This is a genomic window from Inquilinus sp. CAU 1745 (assembly GCF_039839375.1).
Lineage (GTDB): Bacteria > Pseudomonadota > Alphaproteobacteria > DSM-16000 > Inquilinaceae > JBDOQU01.
Genome location: NZ_JBDOQU010000011.1, coordinates 1 through 15,374 on the forward strand (window position 1 = coordinate 1; position 15,374 = coordinate 15,374).

13 protein-coding genes are annotated in these 15,374 nt (G+C 64.9%); 3 read left to right on the plus strand and 10 right to left on the minus strand.

Annotated elements, in window-relative coordinates:
• Nucleotides 1-256: 256 nt before the first annotated feature.
• From AAFN89_RS13515 to AAFN89_RS13545, 7 genes are all read right to left on the minus strand, one after another.
• Nucleotides 257-775: a hypothetical protein gene (locus tag AAFN89_RS13515; RefSeq protein ID WP_347539595.1), complete on the minus strand. Its 519-nt coding sequence runs from the start codon at nt 773-775 to the stop codon at nt 257-259.
• A 4-nt stretch (nt 776-779) separates the two neighbouring features.
• Entirely contained in the window at nt 780-2,915 is a 2,136-nt protein-coding gene (locus tag AAFN89_RS13520; protein ID WP_347539596.1) for a serine/threonine protein kinase, read from the minus strand.
• A 335-nt stretch (nt 2,916-3,250) separates the two neighbouring features.
• On the minus strand, nt 3,251-4,543 hold the full coding sequence (locus AAFN89_RS13525; RefSeq protein ID WP_347539597.1) for an adenylosuccinate synthase: 1,293 nt from the start codon (nt 4,541-4,543) through the stop codon (nt 3,251-3,253).
• A 7-nt stretch (nt 4,544-4,550) separates the two neighbouring features.
• Nucleotides 4,551-5,729, minus strand: coding sequence for an ATP phosphoribosyltransferase regulatory subunit (locus AAFN89_RS13530; RefSeq protein ID WP_347539598.1), 1,179 nt, complete (start codon nt 5,727-5,729; stop codon nt 4,551-4,553).
• An 86-nt stretch (nt 5,730-5,815) separates the two neighbouring features.
• The gene (locus AAFN89_RS13535) at nt 5,816-7,132 is read right to left on the minus strand and encodes a HipA domain-containing protein (protein WP_347539599.1); all 1,317 of its coding nucleotides are present in this window, start codon (nt 7,130-7,132) and stop codon (nt 5,816-5,818) included.
• A complete protein-coding gene (locus AAFN89_RS13540) occupies nt 7,122-7,472 on the minus strand; it encodes a helix-turn-helix transcriptional regulator (protein ID WP_347539600.1) in 351 nt (116 codons plus the stop codon). Before AAFN89_RS13540 ends, AAFN89_RS13535 begins: the two co-directional genes overlap by 11 nt.
• 89 nt (nt 7,473-7,561) lie before the next feature.
• Nucleotides 7,562-8,194, minus strand: coding sequence for a glutathione S-transferase family protein (locus AAFN89_RS13545; protein WP_347539601.1), 633 nt, complete (start codon nt 8,192-8,194; stop codon nt 7,562-7,564).
• A gap of 176 nt (nt 8,195-8,370) precedes the next feature.
• On the opposite strand from AAFN89_RS13545, the gene AAFN89_RS13550 reads away from it, so the two are divergent.
• The 3 genes from AAFN89_RS13550 (at nt 8,371) to AAFN89_RS13560 (ending at nt 10,371) form a co-directional block, all read left to right on the plus strand.
• Nucleotides 8,371-8,532, plus strand: a complete 162-nt coding sequence (locus AAFN89_RS13550; RefSeq protein WP_347539602.1) for a hypothetical protein — start codon at nt 8,371-8,373, stop codon at nt 8,530-8,532.
• A 103-nt stretch (nt 8,533-8,635) separates the two neighbouring features.
• Entirely contained in the window at nt 8,636-9,067 is a 432-nt protein-coding gene (locus AAFN89_RS13555) for a hypothetical protein (RefSeq protein ID WP_347539603.1), read from the plus strand.
• Between the two features lie 248 nt (nt 9,068-9,315).
• Nucleotides 9,316-10,371, plus strand: a complete 1,056-nt coding sequence (locus AAFN89_RS13560; protein ID WP_347539604.1) for a hypothetical protein — start codon at nt 9,316-9,318, stop codon at nt 10,369-10,371.
• Between the two features lie 32 nt (nt 10,372-10,403).
• Here the strand turns inward: AAFN89_RS13560 and AAFN89_RS13565 are convergent, their stop codons facing one another.
• The 3 genes from AAFN89_RS13565 to AAFN89_RS13575 all read right to left on the minus strand — a co-directional run bounded on the left by AAFN89_RS13565 (nt 10,404) and on the right by AAFN89_RS13575 (nt 15,233).
• Nucleotides 10,404-12,152, minus strand: a complete 1,749-nt coding sequence (locus tag AAFN89_RS13565; RefSeq protein ID WP_347539605.1) for a histidine kinase dimerization/phosphoacceptor domain -containing protein — start codon at nt 12,150-12,152, stop codon at nt 10,404-10,406.
• A gap of 185 nt (nt 12,153-12,337) precedes the next feature.
• Nucleotides 12,338-13,915 (minus strand): phosphoglycerate dehydrogenase, encoded by a 1,578-nt coding sequence (serA, locus tag AAFN89_RS13570; RefSeq protein ID WP_347539606.1) that lies wholly within the window; start codon nt 13,913-13,915, stop codon nt 12,338-12,340.
• A 136-nt stretch (nt 13,916-14,051) separates the two neighbouring features.
• The gene (locus AAFN89_RS13575) at nt 14,052-15,233 is read right to left on the minus strand and encodes a phosphoserine transaminase (protein ID WP_347539607.1); all 1,182 of its coding nucleotides are present in this window, start codon (nt 15,231-15,233) and stop codon (nt 14,052-14,054) included.
• Nucleotides 15,234-15,374 lie beyond the last annotated feature (141 nt).

Here is a 15,374-nt window from a genome sequence, read left to right on the forward strand (position 1 = left end):
ATCAACTTCTCATCCATCACTGACAGCTCTTTCCACGGCATCGGCAGGACCCTCCTGCCGGCCGGACTAACTGTCAGCAATGTATCTGGACAGAACTGTCAGGACTCTATCCGGGTCGGACCAAAACCCTCACCCTCCCACCGCTTCGCGGCGGGCCCCTCCCTCTCCCGCGGAGCAGGAGAGGGGGAAATGACGATCAAAGTTAGCGCCTATGGAATCAAGTGCGGCATGACGATTTTTCGGAAGGCCGCCTCCCCTACTTCGCCGGTTCCTTCTCCGGCGCGGCGTTCGGGTTCGTGACGCGCGCGCCCCATTCCTCGACCAGTTCCTTCTGGGTCGCCTTCAGCTTCGCGACCTCGGCTTCGTAGCGCATCTTGAGCACGAAGCCGACCGCCGGCGGGATGCCGGCATAGACCATCCATCCGAACGCCGCCGACCCCAGCATGATCAGCCATGAGAATGGGTCGATCATCAGACGGAACGCGTTGTCGATGGAGTGCCCCGTCTGCCACAGCGTTATCACCACCGACGCGACGCCGCAGAAATTCAGGCTGCCGACGGTGACGGCGGCGTATTTCTCAGGATTGCGGTCGACCAGGAGCGCGACCAGCGTCGGCACCATGCCGGCGACCAGGATCAGGGCCGTTGGCAGGGCCATCAGCGCCGGCGGCAGCGCGCAGACGCAGATCACCCACGCCATGCGCCCGCCCCGGCGGGGCATGGGCGGCGGGGCGATGGTGGTCGCGGCGGCCGCGGGGGAAGGTCGGGGAGCCATTTGACTATCCTGCCTGGATCAAGACGATGGCGACCAGCACGACGGCCGACATCAGGCTGGCGGTGACGGCGGCGACCTGACGGCCGATCTCCCCGCCGGCAAGCGACGCCTTCGACAGTTCCCGCTCGCGCGCGGCGATCACCGTCTCCGCCGCCGAATGATGGCGCTGGGCCATCCGGAAGCCGGCCTGGTCGCGCTTCACCAGGCCGGAATTGCGGACCAGCGCGAACAGGTTGCGGAAGAGCCCCGTCTCCGTCTGGCGGGACAGCTCGTCGGCCATGCGCTGACGGAGGGTGCGGCTGTTGAACTGCTCGACCGCCGGCTCCAGGAGCTTCACCAGCCAGCCGCAAAGGTTCGGCAGCGGCCGGACCTTGGTGATCTGCTGCACCTCCATCAGGACGTCGAGCACCGCGAGGCCGCGCTGGTGCGATCCCTCCTCGCCCGCCAGCGCGAACAGCGCCCGGTCGTTCAGCCCGGTATGGCGCGAGGCGATGAAGGCCGCGATGTGGCGGTCGATCGGGTCGTTCGGCCGATCGGCGCGGTCGGCGATCTCCTCCAGCGCGCGCAGCATCTGGGGAAGATCCAGGATATAGCGGCCGGCCAGCAGCGGGCTCAGGCACGGCATCGCCGGGTTCAGCTCATAAAGGCAGCGCTCCACGCCATAGCCCGGCGCGACCTTGTCGAGATAGGAGCGGACCATGTCGAACTTCTTGACGATCGGCACCAGCTCCGGCCGGAAAGTGTCCTGGACGTTGACCCAGGACATCGGTAGCTGGGCGGCGATGATCTCCGCCATCTCCTGGACGCCGCTGTCGGACATGACGGCCTCGGCCAGCGCCGCGCCCACCCCTTCCGGCAGCACGGCCTTGCCGCGATAGCGGATCGGCGCCGGCGGGTCGAGCGCCATGGTCACGCGGGTTATCCGGCGATCCTCACCGGAGCCGCCCCGGCCGTCCATCGATGCGCGCGCGCCGTCGGCCACCTTGTCGGCCATGCGCTCGTCATCGAGGCTGCGGCGGATCCAGGTGTCCAGATCGCCATTCTCCACGATCGCGGCGGCGGGACCGGGAGACGCCGACATGGCGATCGCCAGCGTGCGCGAATCCCAATAGTCGCGGCCGCTGAAATGGACCGGGCGCGGCGCTCGCCGGGGCGGCGGCGACTGCTTCGGGCTGAGGCGGCGGCCGCTGGCCCAGAGGTCCAGATCGTCGAGCGTCCAGCGCTGGGCCGGATCGTCCATCAGCAGGCCGCGCAACGGCTCCAGGACGGAAAGCGGCAGCCGGGCGTCGCCGATCAGGGCCGAGAAGCTGCCCTTCTCCACCTTCGCATCGATGACCAGCCGGCCGTCGAGGTCGCCCAGGGGACGGCGGCCGAGCAGAAGATGGAGGAGCGTCACGCCCAGCGCGTAGAGATCGTCCGCCGTGGTCGGCGCGCCGCGTCCGGAGGGCTGGGCCATGCCGCGTTCGATGGTCTCGAACACCACGGGCTGCGCGTAGCCGGCGGGGCCGGTGACGCAATCGCCGAGCTGGACGCCAGACCCGCCGTCGCGGAGCATCAGGTTGCCGGGATTGATCGCGCCGTGGCCGACCCGGCGCAGCTTCAGATCCTGCAACGCCGACAGGAGAGGCGCGATCACGAAGCGGGTGACCTGATCCTCGGTCATCGGCGCGCGCCGCTGATCGAGGGATTTGACCAGACGGCCGCCGGCCGGGCGTTCGAAGATCACGACCGGCTGATGGACCTGCAAGGGCGGGAAGAACACCGTTCCCCAATCCACCAGCCGCATCACCGACGGCTGTTCGAGGCCGCGCAGCGAGCCGATGATGTCGGCGCGGACCGGCAGGCCGGACTGGACCACCGCCGCGAAGAACTTGTCCCCCGGCTGGGCGAGGGACCGCGCCGCATAGGCGGTGGCGGTCATGCCCGACAGTTCGGGCAGAACCTCATCCACCGCGATCTCGAACGTTTCGTTGAGAATGACGGGCCCGCCATCGGCCGGCGTCAGGTCCGAGGGATCGAACGATGGGACGCCGGGCGCGCCGCCGGGATCATCGTCACCGGCCGCGAAGGAAGGCGATGTGGCGTTCTCTCCGCCCGGCGCGCCGCCGGCGAGGAAATTGGCGAGATCGGAAGGCGCCATCTGGCCCTGTTCGAGATTGCGTACACTGATTGTCGACCGGATGACGGTACGCCCGTCTCGGCAAACGAAACCTTAACGGGCCGGCGTAATCGTCGACGCCGCTCTCCCTCATGGTGAGCTTGTCGAACCATGTGTGCCCGCATCCTTCGACAGGCTCAGGATGAAGATGTTCTCCCAAAGTCGTCATGCTTGACTTGATCAAGCATCCATACGGTATCGAGGGAGGAAAGACCGTGCCCGGCCCTTTGCCGCCGGTGAAGCGGCGACGTCCCATGGATTCCGGATCAAGTCCGGAATGACCGACAAAACCGATGTCATCCCGGACGGCGAAGCGGTCAATCCTCGAACGGGTCGCGCATCAGGATCGTGTCGTCGCGCTCCGGGCTGGTCGACAGGAGCGTCACCGGCGCCTCGATCAGCTCCTCCACCCGGCGGATGTACTTCACCGCCTCGGCCGGCAGGTCCGCCCAGGAGCGCGCGCCCTGGGTGCTTTCCGACCATCCCTGAAGCGTCTCGTAGACCGGCTCCACGGAGGCCTGCGCCGTCTGGCCCGCGGGCAGGTGCTGGATCACCTGGCCCTGATAGCGGTAGCCGGTGCAGACCTTCAGCTCCTCGAACCCGTCCAGCACGTCCAGCTTGGTGAAGGCGATGCCGTTCAGCCCGCCGGTCTTGACCGCCTGGCGGACCAGGACGGCGTCGAACCAGCCGCAGCGGCGCTTGCGCCCGGTGACCGTGCCGAACTCCCGCCCCCGCTCGCCCAGCCTGTCCCCGATCTCGTTCGCCTGCTCCGTCGGGAACGGGCCCGCGCCGACGCGGGTGGTGTAGGCCTTGGTGATTCCCAGCACGAAGCCGACCGCCCCCGGCGCGAGGCCGGCCCCGGTCGCCGCCTGCGAGGCCACGGTGTTGGAGGATGTGACGAAAGGATAGGTGCCGTGATCGACATCCAGCATCATGCCCTGCGCGCCTTCGAACAGGATGCGCTTGCCCGCGCGGCGCAGCTCGTCCAGCCGTTCCCACACGACGCCGGCATAGGGCAGGACCTTCGGCGCGACCTCCTTCAGCCGCGTCCTGACCTCATCGCCATCGACCTCCGGCGCGCCCATTCCCCGGAGGAAGGCGTTGTGGTGCAGGAGGAGCTGGTCGAGCTTGTAATCCAGGACGTCGGGATCGGCCAGGTCGCAGAGCCGGATGGCGCGGCGGGCGACCTTGTCCTCATAGGCCGGGCCGATGCCGCGCCCGGTGGTGCCGATCTTGTGGGGCCCCCTAGCCTCCTCCCGCACGCGATCGACAACGCCGTGCATGGGAAGGATCAGCACCGCGTTCTCGGCGATCAGCAGATTGTCGGGGCCGATCTCAACGCCCATGCCGCGCAGCGTCTCGATCTCCTTCAGCAGCGCCCAGGGATCGACGACGACGCCGTTGCCGATGACCGACAGCTTGCCCGACCGGACGATTCCGGAGGGCAGCAGGCTGAGCTTGTAGACCTGGTTGCCGACGACCAGCGTATGGCCGGCATTGTGGCCGCCCTGGTAGCGGACCACCACGTCGGCGCGGCTGGACAGCCAATCGACGATCTTGCCCTTGCCCTCGTCGCCCCATTGGGAGCCGACCACTGTGACGTTCGCCATTTTGCGATCAATCCTGTTCCACGGAATGGGGGAGACCGGCGCGCAGCACGAAACCGCACGCCATTCGCCGCGCCTCGGCGGCAATGTCCTGTACTTCGGAGAGGCCGGCCAGCACGACCCAGCCTTCGGCCCGCAGCGCGTCGGCGACCTCCGCCGGCGTGCCGAAGGGCGCGTAGAGCCGGCGCGGCAGGGCGGCGGGGGGGACGGCGCGCAGCACACTGTCCATGAACAGGGTCACGCCGGTCGCCGGCTCGCCATTGGCGGCCCCGTTGGCCGCCTGGTAGCGCCCGCCGCGCCCCAGTTCCCCGCGCACGCCGCGGGCGAACAGGGTGAAGCTGACGCCCGAATGATATTCGAAGCCCCGATGCTCCACGAAATCGACCGTGACAGCGAGATCGGGCGCGGCCTTGGCGACCAGCGTCACGACCTCGACCAGCCGGGCGAGTTCGGCGTCGGCGTCCGCCGGCAGGGAGAGACCGGAGACGGCGTCGAGCGCGCGGGCCGCCGGGCCGGAAGCGGCCATCAGCAGCGACAGCGTTTTCGCCACCGGCCCGCCCATCGCCTCCACGCGCGAGGAATCCTTGCGGTCCAGCGCGCGGCGCAGCGCGGCGGCGGTGTCCGGAGCGACGCCATGGGCGCGCAGGAGGGCCGGCACCAGGGTCGGCGCGTTGAGATCGATCGAGAGGCGCTCCACGCCGATCGCCATCAGCGACCGCGCCGCCAGGACCGCGACCTCGGCATCCGCCGAGGTGAGATGGGAGCCGATCAGTTCCGCCCCCACCTGGGTGAACTGGCGTTCCGGCCGCAGATGGGTCCCCTTCACCTGCAGCACCTGCCCGGCATAGGCGAGACGCAGCGGCCGGGGCGCGTTCTTGAGCCTGGAGGCGGCGATGCGCGCGATCTGCAAGGTCATGTCGGCGCGCACGCCCATCATGCGCTGGCTGATCGGGTCCATCAGCCGGAAGGTTTCCCGCGCCATCGCGGCGCCGACGCCGCCCAGCAGCGTTTCCTCGAACTCCACCAGCGGCGGCTTCACCCGTTCATAGCCATGGCCGGCGACCAGCGAGATGAGCCGCTCCACCACCGCCGCCTCCCGCGCCGCGTCCGGCGGCAGGATGTCGTGGAATCCGGCCGGCAGCAGCGCATGATGCAGGGAGGTTTCGGCGTCTGGAGTGCGATCGGGCATGGCGGCGGCAAGCTAGGGCCAGCCGGCCATCGAATCAACTTCGAAGACGGGCGGATGGCGGGTCAGTTTGAAATCCGGCCCGGCAGTCAGGCCGCGACATCACCCCGTACCTCGTCAGCAAGGGCACGAAGGACAGTCGCCCTCCCGCTCAGCGCCGTGAAGGCGAAGGGGTTGAGAAACTGACGCCCCCAGAAAAGATTGCGGTCGACCTCGTTGAGCGCTGCCTCCTCGCAGATCGTACGCCAGTTCGCGCCGATGCAGCGCAACTGGGTTTCGGCGATGTGGATCGCCTCCGGCTCGGAAAGCAGGAAGTGATGCGCGGCCTCAAGACAGGAAGCGATACGGCTCATGCGGTTGTTGCCGCTGATCAGCATCGCCTGAGTCGCCTCCTGCCCTACCCTACCCTGTGGGCAGATGTCGTAAGCGGGCGTAAGGGTGAGGGCCATCCCGTCCCAAAAGGCGGCGTGGTTGCGCGCGTGATCGTCGGTGTTGCCACAAAGGATGTTGAAGACCATGCGGGCGAAAAGCTCGCGCAGCGTGTCTGTCGGCGCAGTGAAGCGATGCCGGATGATTTCGGCGAGGTCCTGATAGCTCGCGTAGCGAGCCATCATCTCGTCGAGTTCCAGCATGGTGAGCGCCGAGACCATTGCCTTGCGCCGCCAGCCGCCCTCCGCATGCACCCGGTCGAACCGCTCAACCAGCAGCACATCCTTGCCGCTCGCGCGGACCAGCGACACCGGCGCCGCCCTTATGCCGCACAAGGCGGCGAGCCGCATGGCGACAAATTCCGCTTTGACGAGGCTGTAGAGGTCAGATGACGAGGAGAATTTGGCGATGTGCTTGACCACGCCGTCTTCGATCAAAGCCTTGGGCCTTGCGCCGCCGATCGAACTGCCGTGATACAGCGCCTGATCGAGTTCAGGCGAGAGGGGGATTCCCTTTTCCACCCGTTCCGCCGACGAGATCAACTCTTCCAGAGTCGCATTGACCGGCGACCGCGGCACGTACTCCGTAGGCGAAGGCTGAAAATCCAGCGCCCCGATGCGGTCCGATCCTGATTCAAGGAGGAACGTCAGTTCGGAAAGATCGTTCTGCGCAAACTGATCGCCTTTCACTCCAAACTTGCGGTTGAGGATTACTCGTCGGCCCCAGGCATCGGGTGCGGCGTCGCGGATGCAGCCGGGCATGTTCAGACCGGACGGCAATGCAAGTTCACCCGCCTCGAGCGGAAGTTCCGGGAGATAGAGCGGCGTGGCGTCGCGCCGTTGGCGATAGCTGCGTCCATAATTGAACGTGAGGAATCCGTCATGGGCATGCAGCCGCCCGGCCACTACCGGCTCGGTCGCGCCCGGCAGCCAGGTCCAGACATAGGCTTCGTCGTATCCGGAGCTCCTAGAACTCATCGATGACCTGCTTGCCGGTCTTGTAAACGTGCTTCGGCAGCAGCGCGATGTGGTTGTCGGTCCGGTCGGAAAGCGCAGCGATGCCGTCGGCGTCAAAGAGCCTGATCCCGACAATAGCGGCGGCCTCGAACACCAGCCCGATCTCCACCTTGGGATCGCCCTTCTCGATCCGCTGCAGCGTACTGCGCGAGACGCCAATCCGTTGGGCGAGATTCTGCGCCGTCAACCGCTTCTGCTTGCGCCCAAGCCGGATTGCCTTGCCCAGCAATGCAAGCCCATCAAGCGCATAACGCGAATATGTGCGTTTATAAATCACCAACTTGCCTGTGATATGGATCATATATAGTCCATATCGTGTTGATATGGATCATTCACAGGTCATATTATGGCGCATTCCTTCTCCCGTCAATTCACCTGCCACCCGTGCGGTCAGGCAACAGGCTGGAGGCTTGCCATGGCTTCGGCGATCCGCTGGGGCGCCTTGGGGCGCGCGTACATCCGCTCAAGGTACGCCTTGAGGTTTGGGCAGCCGCCGATGAGCCCGGCTTCATCACCCCAGTCCACCACATAGGCGGTGACGCAGTCGGCGATGGTTATGTCGTCGCCGACGATGAACTCACGCCCATCCATGTGGCGGTCAAGTATCGCCGCCATCTCCACGAAATCCTCTTTCGCCAGAGCAATATCTTCCGGCAGACGCTTGTCTTCGGGATAGAGGAAGCTGTGCTTGGCGATCCGCCACAGCGGCTGTTCAAGTTCGGTCACCGCGAACATGATCCAGCGATATGCCTGCGCCCGCTCCGTCAGGCCGGCGGGCATGAGCCCCTTCGCGCCATACTTTTCCGCCAGATACAGGACGATCGCGGCGGATTCCGTGAGCACGAGGTCACCGTCGACCAGCACCGGGAGCTTTCCGGCGGGGTTGAGGCGCAGGAAGTCGGGGTGACGGCCTTCGCCAGCCAGGAGGTTGACGGGCACGAATTCGAATTCCGCGTCGAGTTCCTGAAGAGCCCAAAGAGCGCGGAGCGAACGCGTCGGACCTAATCCATACAGTTTCATCATCCTGATCCCTTCTCCCGACATTGAAATTGCGTGGTCGCTTACGAAGGACGCTGGAGGAATCTCCAAACCGACAGAGGGTCGCAAAAACTATCCGTGACTCAGGTTTCCAACCCGGTGTCGGTAACCCTTCCCTCTTTCTGCGGAACGCGAAAGCGATCACGCTTCGGCGTCAACGGATGGAGACGCCGAATGGCCGACCTGTCCTGAGCCTCGTCGATAGGTTCGACGGGCTGGCGAATTATCCCGCTTGTCGCGGGTACGTCGCGCGCGCCACGGCCTGCCCGACCTTCATGAAGGCGCACGCGGACCAGATGGCGCATTTCGTCGCGACGGGCTGAACAATACCAGCGCCAAAATACGCGTTGACGACCACCTCCCAATAGCCGAATGACTATGCGATCATGCAAGGTGCCGTGTTGGAACTTAGAATCTGAACACAATTTGATCGTGAAGCGACAAGGCAACAATCCCAAGAGACGTCTCGCTCCCGCTAGCTCACTCGATGAGCAGGTGTTGAAAGCACTTGCCTCGAAAGTTTCATATGCCGGCAGCGGTCATCACAAGCGCTATCCTGCCGACTATGGGCTGGAAAGGACAAATCCTCGGCCGACCAAGTCACTATGTGACCTAGTAAAAGCCATAACCGTTAAGCAGGCTTGGCAACTACTCGCAACAGGCATCAAGGCGGGGATGGTAAGCGGACTCTCTAAAGAAGGCTTCCCGAAATTCATCTGGTGTGTAGACGAAGATGAAATTGTCTATGAAGCAAAGACAGATGTCAGAGCATCGGGTGCCTACCACGGCTATCCCCTTGAGGCGGAAGATGATTTCCGTAGATATATATTGGCGGAGTGGAAAAAACGATGCCGCTAAGTTGGTCCATTGAAGTTGATTGGGAATCGCTGGACGCGGGACCGGCGGAGGAACGTGCATGCTTCGCCGCCCTCGGCATCCGCGCACATGAGCGGTGGTTAACTGAGGGTCGAGACGCACTGGCCAACCGGTTGCGGGAGAAGCCGTTTTTATCGGCATACCATTTGGCGGAGTGGGCAGCGTGGAATTGGTGGCGACTCCGATGGGAGCCGCGATCCCCGGCAAGCGAATGGTCGCAATCGCATCGGATGACCTCGATCGGCTCCGGATATATCTGGCCGGACATCACCATATTCTCGGATGGTGAGCGTACTGCGCTCGTCGCCATGCCAACCGCCGAACGACCACACACGCCATATCGATACATTTCGGACGTTGCTTCAGTAATCCCAGCGCACCAGTTCGAAACTGTGCTCGATGAGTTCTTCGGCAAGGTGCTGAACCGACTGGAATCGGAAGGCGTTCATTCGTCGAATTTTCACGACATCTGGCGATGCCTCGAAAAGGAGCGTAGTACGCCAGAACTTGCCCACCGCAGGAAGCTTGAGGCACTCCTCGGCGCTGAACCAGACGAGGCCGATCAGCATGTCTTGGAGCGTCTTCTCGTTGAAGCGGAAGAATTTACCTTCGAGGCCGTTGAAGAGATCGCTGCCAATCGCGGCCATGGCGGTAGAATAGATGGGATTGGTCAACTAAAGGAGATAGCTGAGCAGGGTGGTCACGATGTTGCTCCTAGGAACTCGGTCCGTCTGCGCACACAATCGGGACTCCGGCGAAGCGGCGATATTCCAGCCTGGAAGCTTGGGGCCAAGGCGGCCGCGGCGCTACGAGAGCAGGAACACCTTAACGGAGAGATGATCTCGGACAAGTCACTTGCCGACATGGCTGGGACATCAGTAGATGCGCTTTCCGATTCAAACCGAACTGCAGATCTCTCGTTCGCGATCGACGGGAGTAGCGAGAGAGGTCGCATGGTATTGAGATCTAAATGGCATACCGGCCGCCGTTTCGATCTGGCGCGCCTTCTTGGCGATCGAATTCTCACACCAAGGGGAAATCGTCTCTTTCCCGCCACGCGCAGTCATACATACCGGCAAAAAATGCAGCGAGCGTTCGCTGCCGAATTTCTGAGTCCGTTCGAAGCTGTGGATGAAATGCTTGCCGATGACTATTCGACGGAAAACCAACGTGACGTGGCCGAGCATTTTCAAGTATCTGAGATGACAATCCAGAGGCTGCTAGTCAATCACAACCGGCTGGAGCGTGAGGAGCTCGAAGAAGATTTCGAGGTTGCGGCAGGTTGAATTGGAGTCCACACGCCACGGCGGACTGAATATTACCGACGGGCGGCGGGCTCGTCTTCATTCGTCGCCGGGGCGCCGGCGGCGGTCGATCGGTCCAGGGTCACGCGATAGGCGGCGCCGGCCCCCGGCAGCCGCGCGGCCGATCCGCCGACCTGCGCCGCCAGCCGGTCGATGAGGCTCAGCCCCAGCCCGTCCTGCGCCTCACCCGCCGCCGGTTCATCGAAGCCGACGCCATTGTCCGCGACCGTCATTTCGACCATTTCGCCCACGGTCCGGAGCGTCACGGTGATCCTGCCGTGCGTACCGGAGGGAAAGGCGTGCTTGAAGGCGTTGGACACCAGTTCCGTCAGTAGCAGGGCGAGCGGAATGGCGCTGTTGATATCCAGCTCCACCGGTTCGGTCTTCACCTCCATCTCGACCTCGCCGCTGGGGCGGGCATAGGCGACGGCCAGCTGGTCGCAAAGCGACCGGACGGCGGCGGAGAAGTCCAGACGGACGAGTTGTTCGGACTGATAGAGGATCTGGTGGATCTCGCTCATCGCCATGATCCGCTGCAGGCTTTCCCGCAGCACCGTCTGGATCGCCGGGTCCTTGTTCCGCGAGGCCTGGAGGCTGAGCAGGCTGACGATCATCTGGAGGTTGTTCTTCACCCTGTGGTGAAGCTCCTGGAAAAGGACGTTCTTTTCGTCCAGGGCCACCTGCAGGTTGTCGTTCAGCCGGACCATCTCCTCGTCATGACGCTGAAGGCTGTCGGCCATCTTGTCGAAGGAGCGGCCCAGATCGGTGAATTCGGGCACCGAGCTTTTCAACCCCGCGCGTGTCTCCAGCCGCCCGCCCCCGAAATCGGCCACCTTCCGCTGGAGCGTCTTGAGAGGGCGGCGGATCGTGACTTCCGACACGATGAGGGCCAGCAGGAGCACGGCCAGGAAGATCGCGCCGATCGACATCATCTGGCGTTCGAACGACCGTTCGGCGGCGGCGAAGAGCGACGACCGCGGGATGCCGACCGTCACGAAGAGGCCCTTGTACTTCTGCAGCGGGGCGATCCCGTAGAGGCTGTTCCGCCCCTCCACGCTTGTCGCCGCGACCGTGGTCCGTCCGGCCTCCGGCAATGCATTCCGCAGCCGTTCGTCGGTTATCACCTGTCCGATCCATTCGCCCGGATCGGGCTGGCGGGCGAGGATCGTGCCCGCGCCGTCGACCAGCATGACGTCGGATCCCGGCGGCAGCGGCGGCAGCGTGATGGAGGAGGCCAGGAACTGGAGATCGAGCGCCAGGAGGAGAACCATTTCCGCCCGGCCGCGCTGATCGAGGGCGGGATAGGCTACCGGCAATATCTTCTTGCCCGTCTCCGGATCGACGGTGACGCGCCCGATGGCGATCACGCCGGTCGCCATCGCGGTGCGGAAGAAGTCGCGTTCCGAAAGGTCGGTCCCGACCGCGCCGTCGTCGCTGGAGCAGAGGACCATGCCATCGGCGGACAGGACGGCTGTATCGGTGAAGCTGGGAAGCGAGGTGGTTATGTTGCGCGTAAGCCGGTTGCACGCCGCCCGGTCGCCCGTCACCAGATCCGGCAGGTGCGCCAGCGTGGCGAAGACATACCGCGCATTCTCAAAATAGCCCTGCTGTTCCGACGCGATCGTCCGCGCCAGCTGAACGGCCTGAAGCGCGGCGTTGCCGCGATCAGCGCGACGTTCGGCGAATTCGCCGGCAACAAGGACAGCCAATACCGGAAACGCAGCAATCAGGATCAGCAACAGCAGACGCTGCTGGATGTTCACTCCTGTTCCTCCCCTACCCCATCCCGAAACGGGATCCGGGCGGACTTCACCATGGCAAGACGGTCAATGTACCTAACATAGGACAGGAAGCGGCACGGATTTTATCCATTCGGTCCTGAAATATTCGCGTGACAGGCGCACCCGGCCCCGACGGCAGGGCCGGGTGCGCCTGCCCTCCCGTCCCGTCAGAAGCGAAGCGCCTTGACGCTGACGACGCTGGGCAGGGTCGCCACTTCGCGGGACAGCTTGTCGTCGACCGGCTGATCGACGGCGACCAGCGCGATGGCGTTCTCCCCCGCGCTCTTCCGGCCGAGATGGAAGCTGGCGATGTTGATCCCGGCATTGCCGAGGATGGTGCCGAGATTGCCGATCAGGCCGGGCTTGTCCTCGTTGCGGACGAACAGCATGTGTTCGGACACCTCCGCCTCCAGCGGCACGTCCTCGATGCCCACCAGACGCGGCTTGTCGCCGCCGAAGAGCGAGCCTTCGACGGAGCGCGTGCGGGCCTCGGTCTTGACGACCACGCGGACCAGCGTGTTGTAGTTGGTCGCCCGGTCGTGCTTCGTCTCCGAGACGTCGATGTCCCTCTCCCGCGCGATGACGGGGGCGGAGACCATGTTGACGCTGTCCAGCAGCGGCGAGAGCAGGCCCGTCAGGATCACCGCCGTCAGCGGCTTGACGTTCAGCTCCGCCGCCTCGCCCTCATATTCCACCGTCACGGACTGGATGCCGGTTTCGGTTATCTGGCCGGCGAAGGAGCCGAGCTGTTCGGCGAGCTTGAGATAAGGCCGCAGGCGCGGCGCGTCCTCCGCCGAGATGGACGGCATGTTGAGCGCGTTCACGACCGCGCCGGACATCAGATAGTCGGAAATCTGCTCCGCCACCTGGAGGGCGACGTTCTCCTGCGCTTCGGAGGTCGAGGCGCCCAGATGGGGCGTGCAGACGACCTTGGGATGGCCGAACAGTGGGTGCGCCTTGGCCGGCTCCTCGGAAAACACGTCGAGCGCCGCCCCGGCGAGATGGCCGGAATCCAGCGCCTCCCGCAGCGCTTCCTCATCAACCAGTCCGCCGCGCGCGCAATTGATGATGCGCGCGCCCTGCTTCATCTTCGCGATCGCCTCCCGGCCGACGATGCCGCGGGTCGCGTCCGTCAGCGGCGTGTGCAGGGTGAGGATGTCGGCGCGGCCGAACAGCTCGTCCAGCGTCACCTTCTCCACCCCCAGATCGACCGCCCGTTCGGCCGACAGGTAAGGGTCGTAGGCGACGACCTTCATCTTCAGGCCCAGCGCGCGGTCGGCGACGATGGAGCCGATATTGCCGGCGCCGATGATGCCCAGCGTCTTGCCGAACAGCTCCACGCCCATGAAGCGGTTCTTCTCCCACTTGCCGGCATGGGTGGAGGCGTTGGCCTCCGGAATCTCCCGCGCCAGGGCGAACATCATCGCGATGGCGTGTTCGGCCGTGGTGATGGAGTTGCCGAAGGGCGTGTTCATGATGACGACGCCGCGCTGGGTCGCCGCCGGGATGTCGACATTGTCGACGCCGATGCCGGCCCGGCCGACGACCTTGAGGTTCGTCGCGGCGGCCAGCACATCCTTCGTGACCTTGGTGGCCGAGCGGATGGCGAGGCCGTCATACTGGCCGATGATGGATTTCAGCTCGTCCGGCGTCAGGCCGGTCTTGACGTCGACCTCCACGCCGCGGGCCTTGAAGATCTCGACGGCGGCGGGGCTGAGCTTGTCGGAAATGAGGACTTTGGGCATCGGGACGGACTCCGTATGCGGATGTTCGGAAACTGAATAAGGGAAACAACTCACCCCTCACCCTCCCATTGCTTATGCAATGGGCCCCTCCCTCTCCCACAAGGGGAGAGGGGTAGTGGCGGCAAGGGGTGTTTGGTCAGGCGGCCTTGGCGAGATCGGCGCAGACCGTGGCGAACGCCCAATCCAGCCAGGGCAGGAGCGCCTGGAGATCGGACGTTTCGACGGTGGAGCCGCCCCAGATCCGCAGGCCCGGAGGGGCGTCGCGATGGCCGGTGATGTCGTAGGCGACATTTTCGGCCTCCAGGAGCGCGGCGATGCGCTTCGGCGCCTCCGCCTGGCCCTTGGCGTCGAGCGCCAGCACCTGGGGATCGACGATCTTCAGGCAGATGGAGGTCGATGACCGCGTCGCAGGATCGACGGCCAGGAAATCCGCCCAGTCCGATTTCGCGACCCAGTCGGCGACAATGCGGAGATTGGCTTCCGACCGGCCGATGAGGGCCTTCAGCCCGCCTTCCGATTCGGCCCAGCGGAGGCCACTCAGCGCGTCCTCGACCGCCAGCATGGAGGGGGTGTTGATGGTTTCGCCCTTGAACACGCCTTCAGCCAGCGCGCCCTTGGACATCAGGCGGAATATCTTGGGCAGCGGGCGGTCGGGATCGAAGCCCTGGAGTCGTTCGACGGCGCGCGGGCTGAGAGCGATCATGCCGTGCGCGCCCTCCCCGCCCAGCACCTTCTGCCAGGACCAGGTGACGACATCCAGCTTCGGCCAGGGCAGGTCCATGGCGTAGGCGGCGGAGGTGGCGTCGCAGAAGGTCAGCCCCTGCCGGTCGTCCTTGATCCAGTCGCCGTTCGGCGTCCGGACGCCGGAGGTCGTCCCGTTCCAGGTGAAGACCACGTCGCGGTCGGTATCGACGGCCGCGAGATCGGGCAGTTCGCCGTAGCCGGCCTTGAAGGTGCGGACATCATCCAGCTTGAGCTGCTTGACGACATCGGTGATCCAGGCCTCGCCAAAGCTTTCCCAGGCCAGCATGTCGACGCCGCGCTGGCCGAGCATCGACCAGAGCGCCATCTCAACCGCGCCGGTGTCCGACGCCGGCACGATGCCGAGGCGGTAGTCGGCCGGGATGCCGAGGATCGCGCGGGAGCGGTCGATCACTTCGGCCAGCCTGGCCTTGGCGGGTTTCGATCTGTGGGAACGACCGAGGATCGCGTCGCTCAGGGCGTCCAGCGTCCAGCCGGGATGCTTCGCGCAGGGACCCGAGGAAAATTCGGGACGGCGCGGACGCCCCGACGGTTTGGGGGCGTTCAGCGTGCTCATTGTCGCTATTCCTTCCAGAATAGTAGCACCCCGTTGGGGGGGTGTGGCCCGCCGCGGAGAATAGCGACCGGAACCCCACCGTCAACGTCCTATCGGAAAAATATTGGCTGCCATGCCCGAATGAAGGGGTACACGCCCGCG

Excerpts from the sequence above, each read along its gene's own strand:
- AAFN89_RS13515 (WP_347539595.1), bottom strand. The coding sequence starts at position 775 with ATGGCTCCCCGACCTTCCCCCGCGGCCGCCGCGACCACCATCGCCCCG.
- AAFN89_RS13520 (WP_347539596.1), bottom strand. The coding sequence starts at position 2,915 with ATGGCGCCTTCCGATCTCGCCAATTTCCTCGCCGGCGGCGCGCCGGGC.
- AAFN89_RS13525 (WP_347539597.1), bottom strand. The coding sequence starts at position 4,543 with ATGGCGAACGTCACAGTGGTCGGCTCCCAATGGGGCGACGAGGGCAAG.
- AAFN89_RS13530 (WP_347539598.1), bottom strand. The coding sequence starts at position 5,729 with ATGCCCGATCGCACTCCAGACGCCGAAACCTCCCTGCATCATGCGCTG.
- AAFN89_RS13535 (WP_347539599.1), bottom strand. The coding sequence starts at position 7,132 with ATGAGTTCTAGGAGCTCCGGATACGACGAAGCCTATGTCTGGACCTGG.
- AAFN89_RS13540 (WP_347539600.1), bottom strand. The coding sequence starts at position 7,472 with ATGATCCATATCACAGGCAAGTTGGTGATTTATAAACGCACATATTCG.
- AAFN89_RS13545 (WP_347539601.1), bottom strand. The coding sequence starts at position 8,194 with ATGATGAAACTGTATGGATTAGGTCCGACGCGTTCGCTCCGCGCTCTT.
- AAFN89_RS13550 (WP_347539602.1), top strand. The coding sequence starts at position 8,371 with ATGGAGACGCCGAATGGCCGACCTGTCCTGAGCCTCGTCGATAGGTTC.
- AAFN89_RS13560 (WP_347539604.1), top strand. The coding sequence starts at position 9,316 with ATGACCTCGATCGGCTCCGGATATATCTGGCCGGACATCACCATATTC.
- serA (WP_347539606.1), bottom strand. The coding sequence starts at position 13,915 with ATGCCCAAAGTCCTCATTTCCGACAAGCTCAGCCCCGCCGCCGTCGAG.
- AAFN89_RS13575 (WP_347539607.1), bottom strand. The coding sequence starts at position 15,233 with ATGAGCACGCTGAACGCCCCCAAACCGTCGGGGCGTCCGCGCCGTCCC.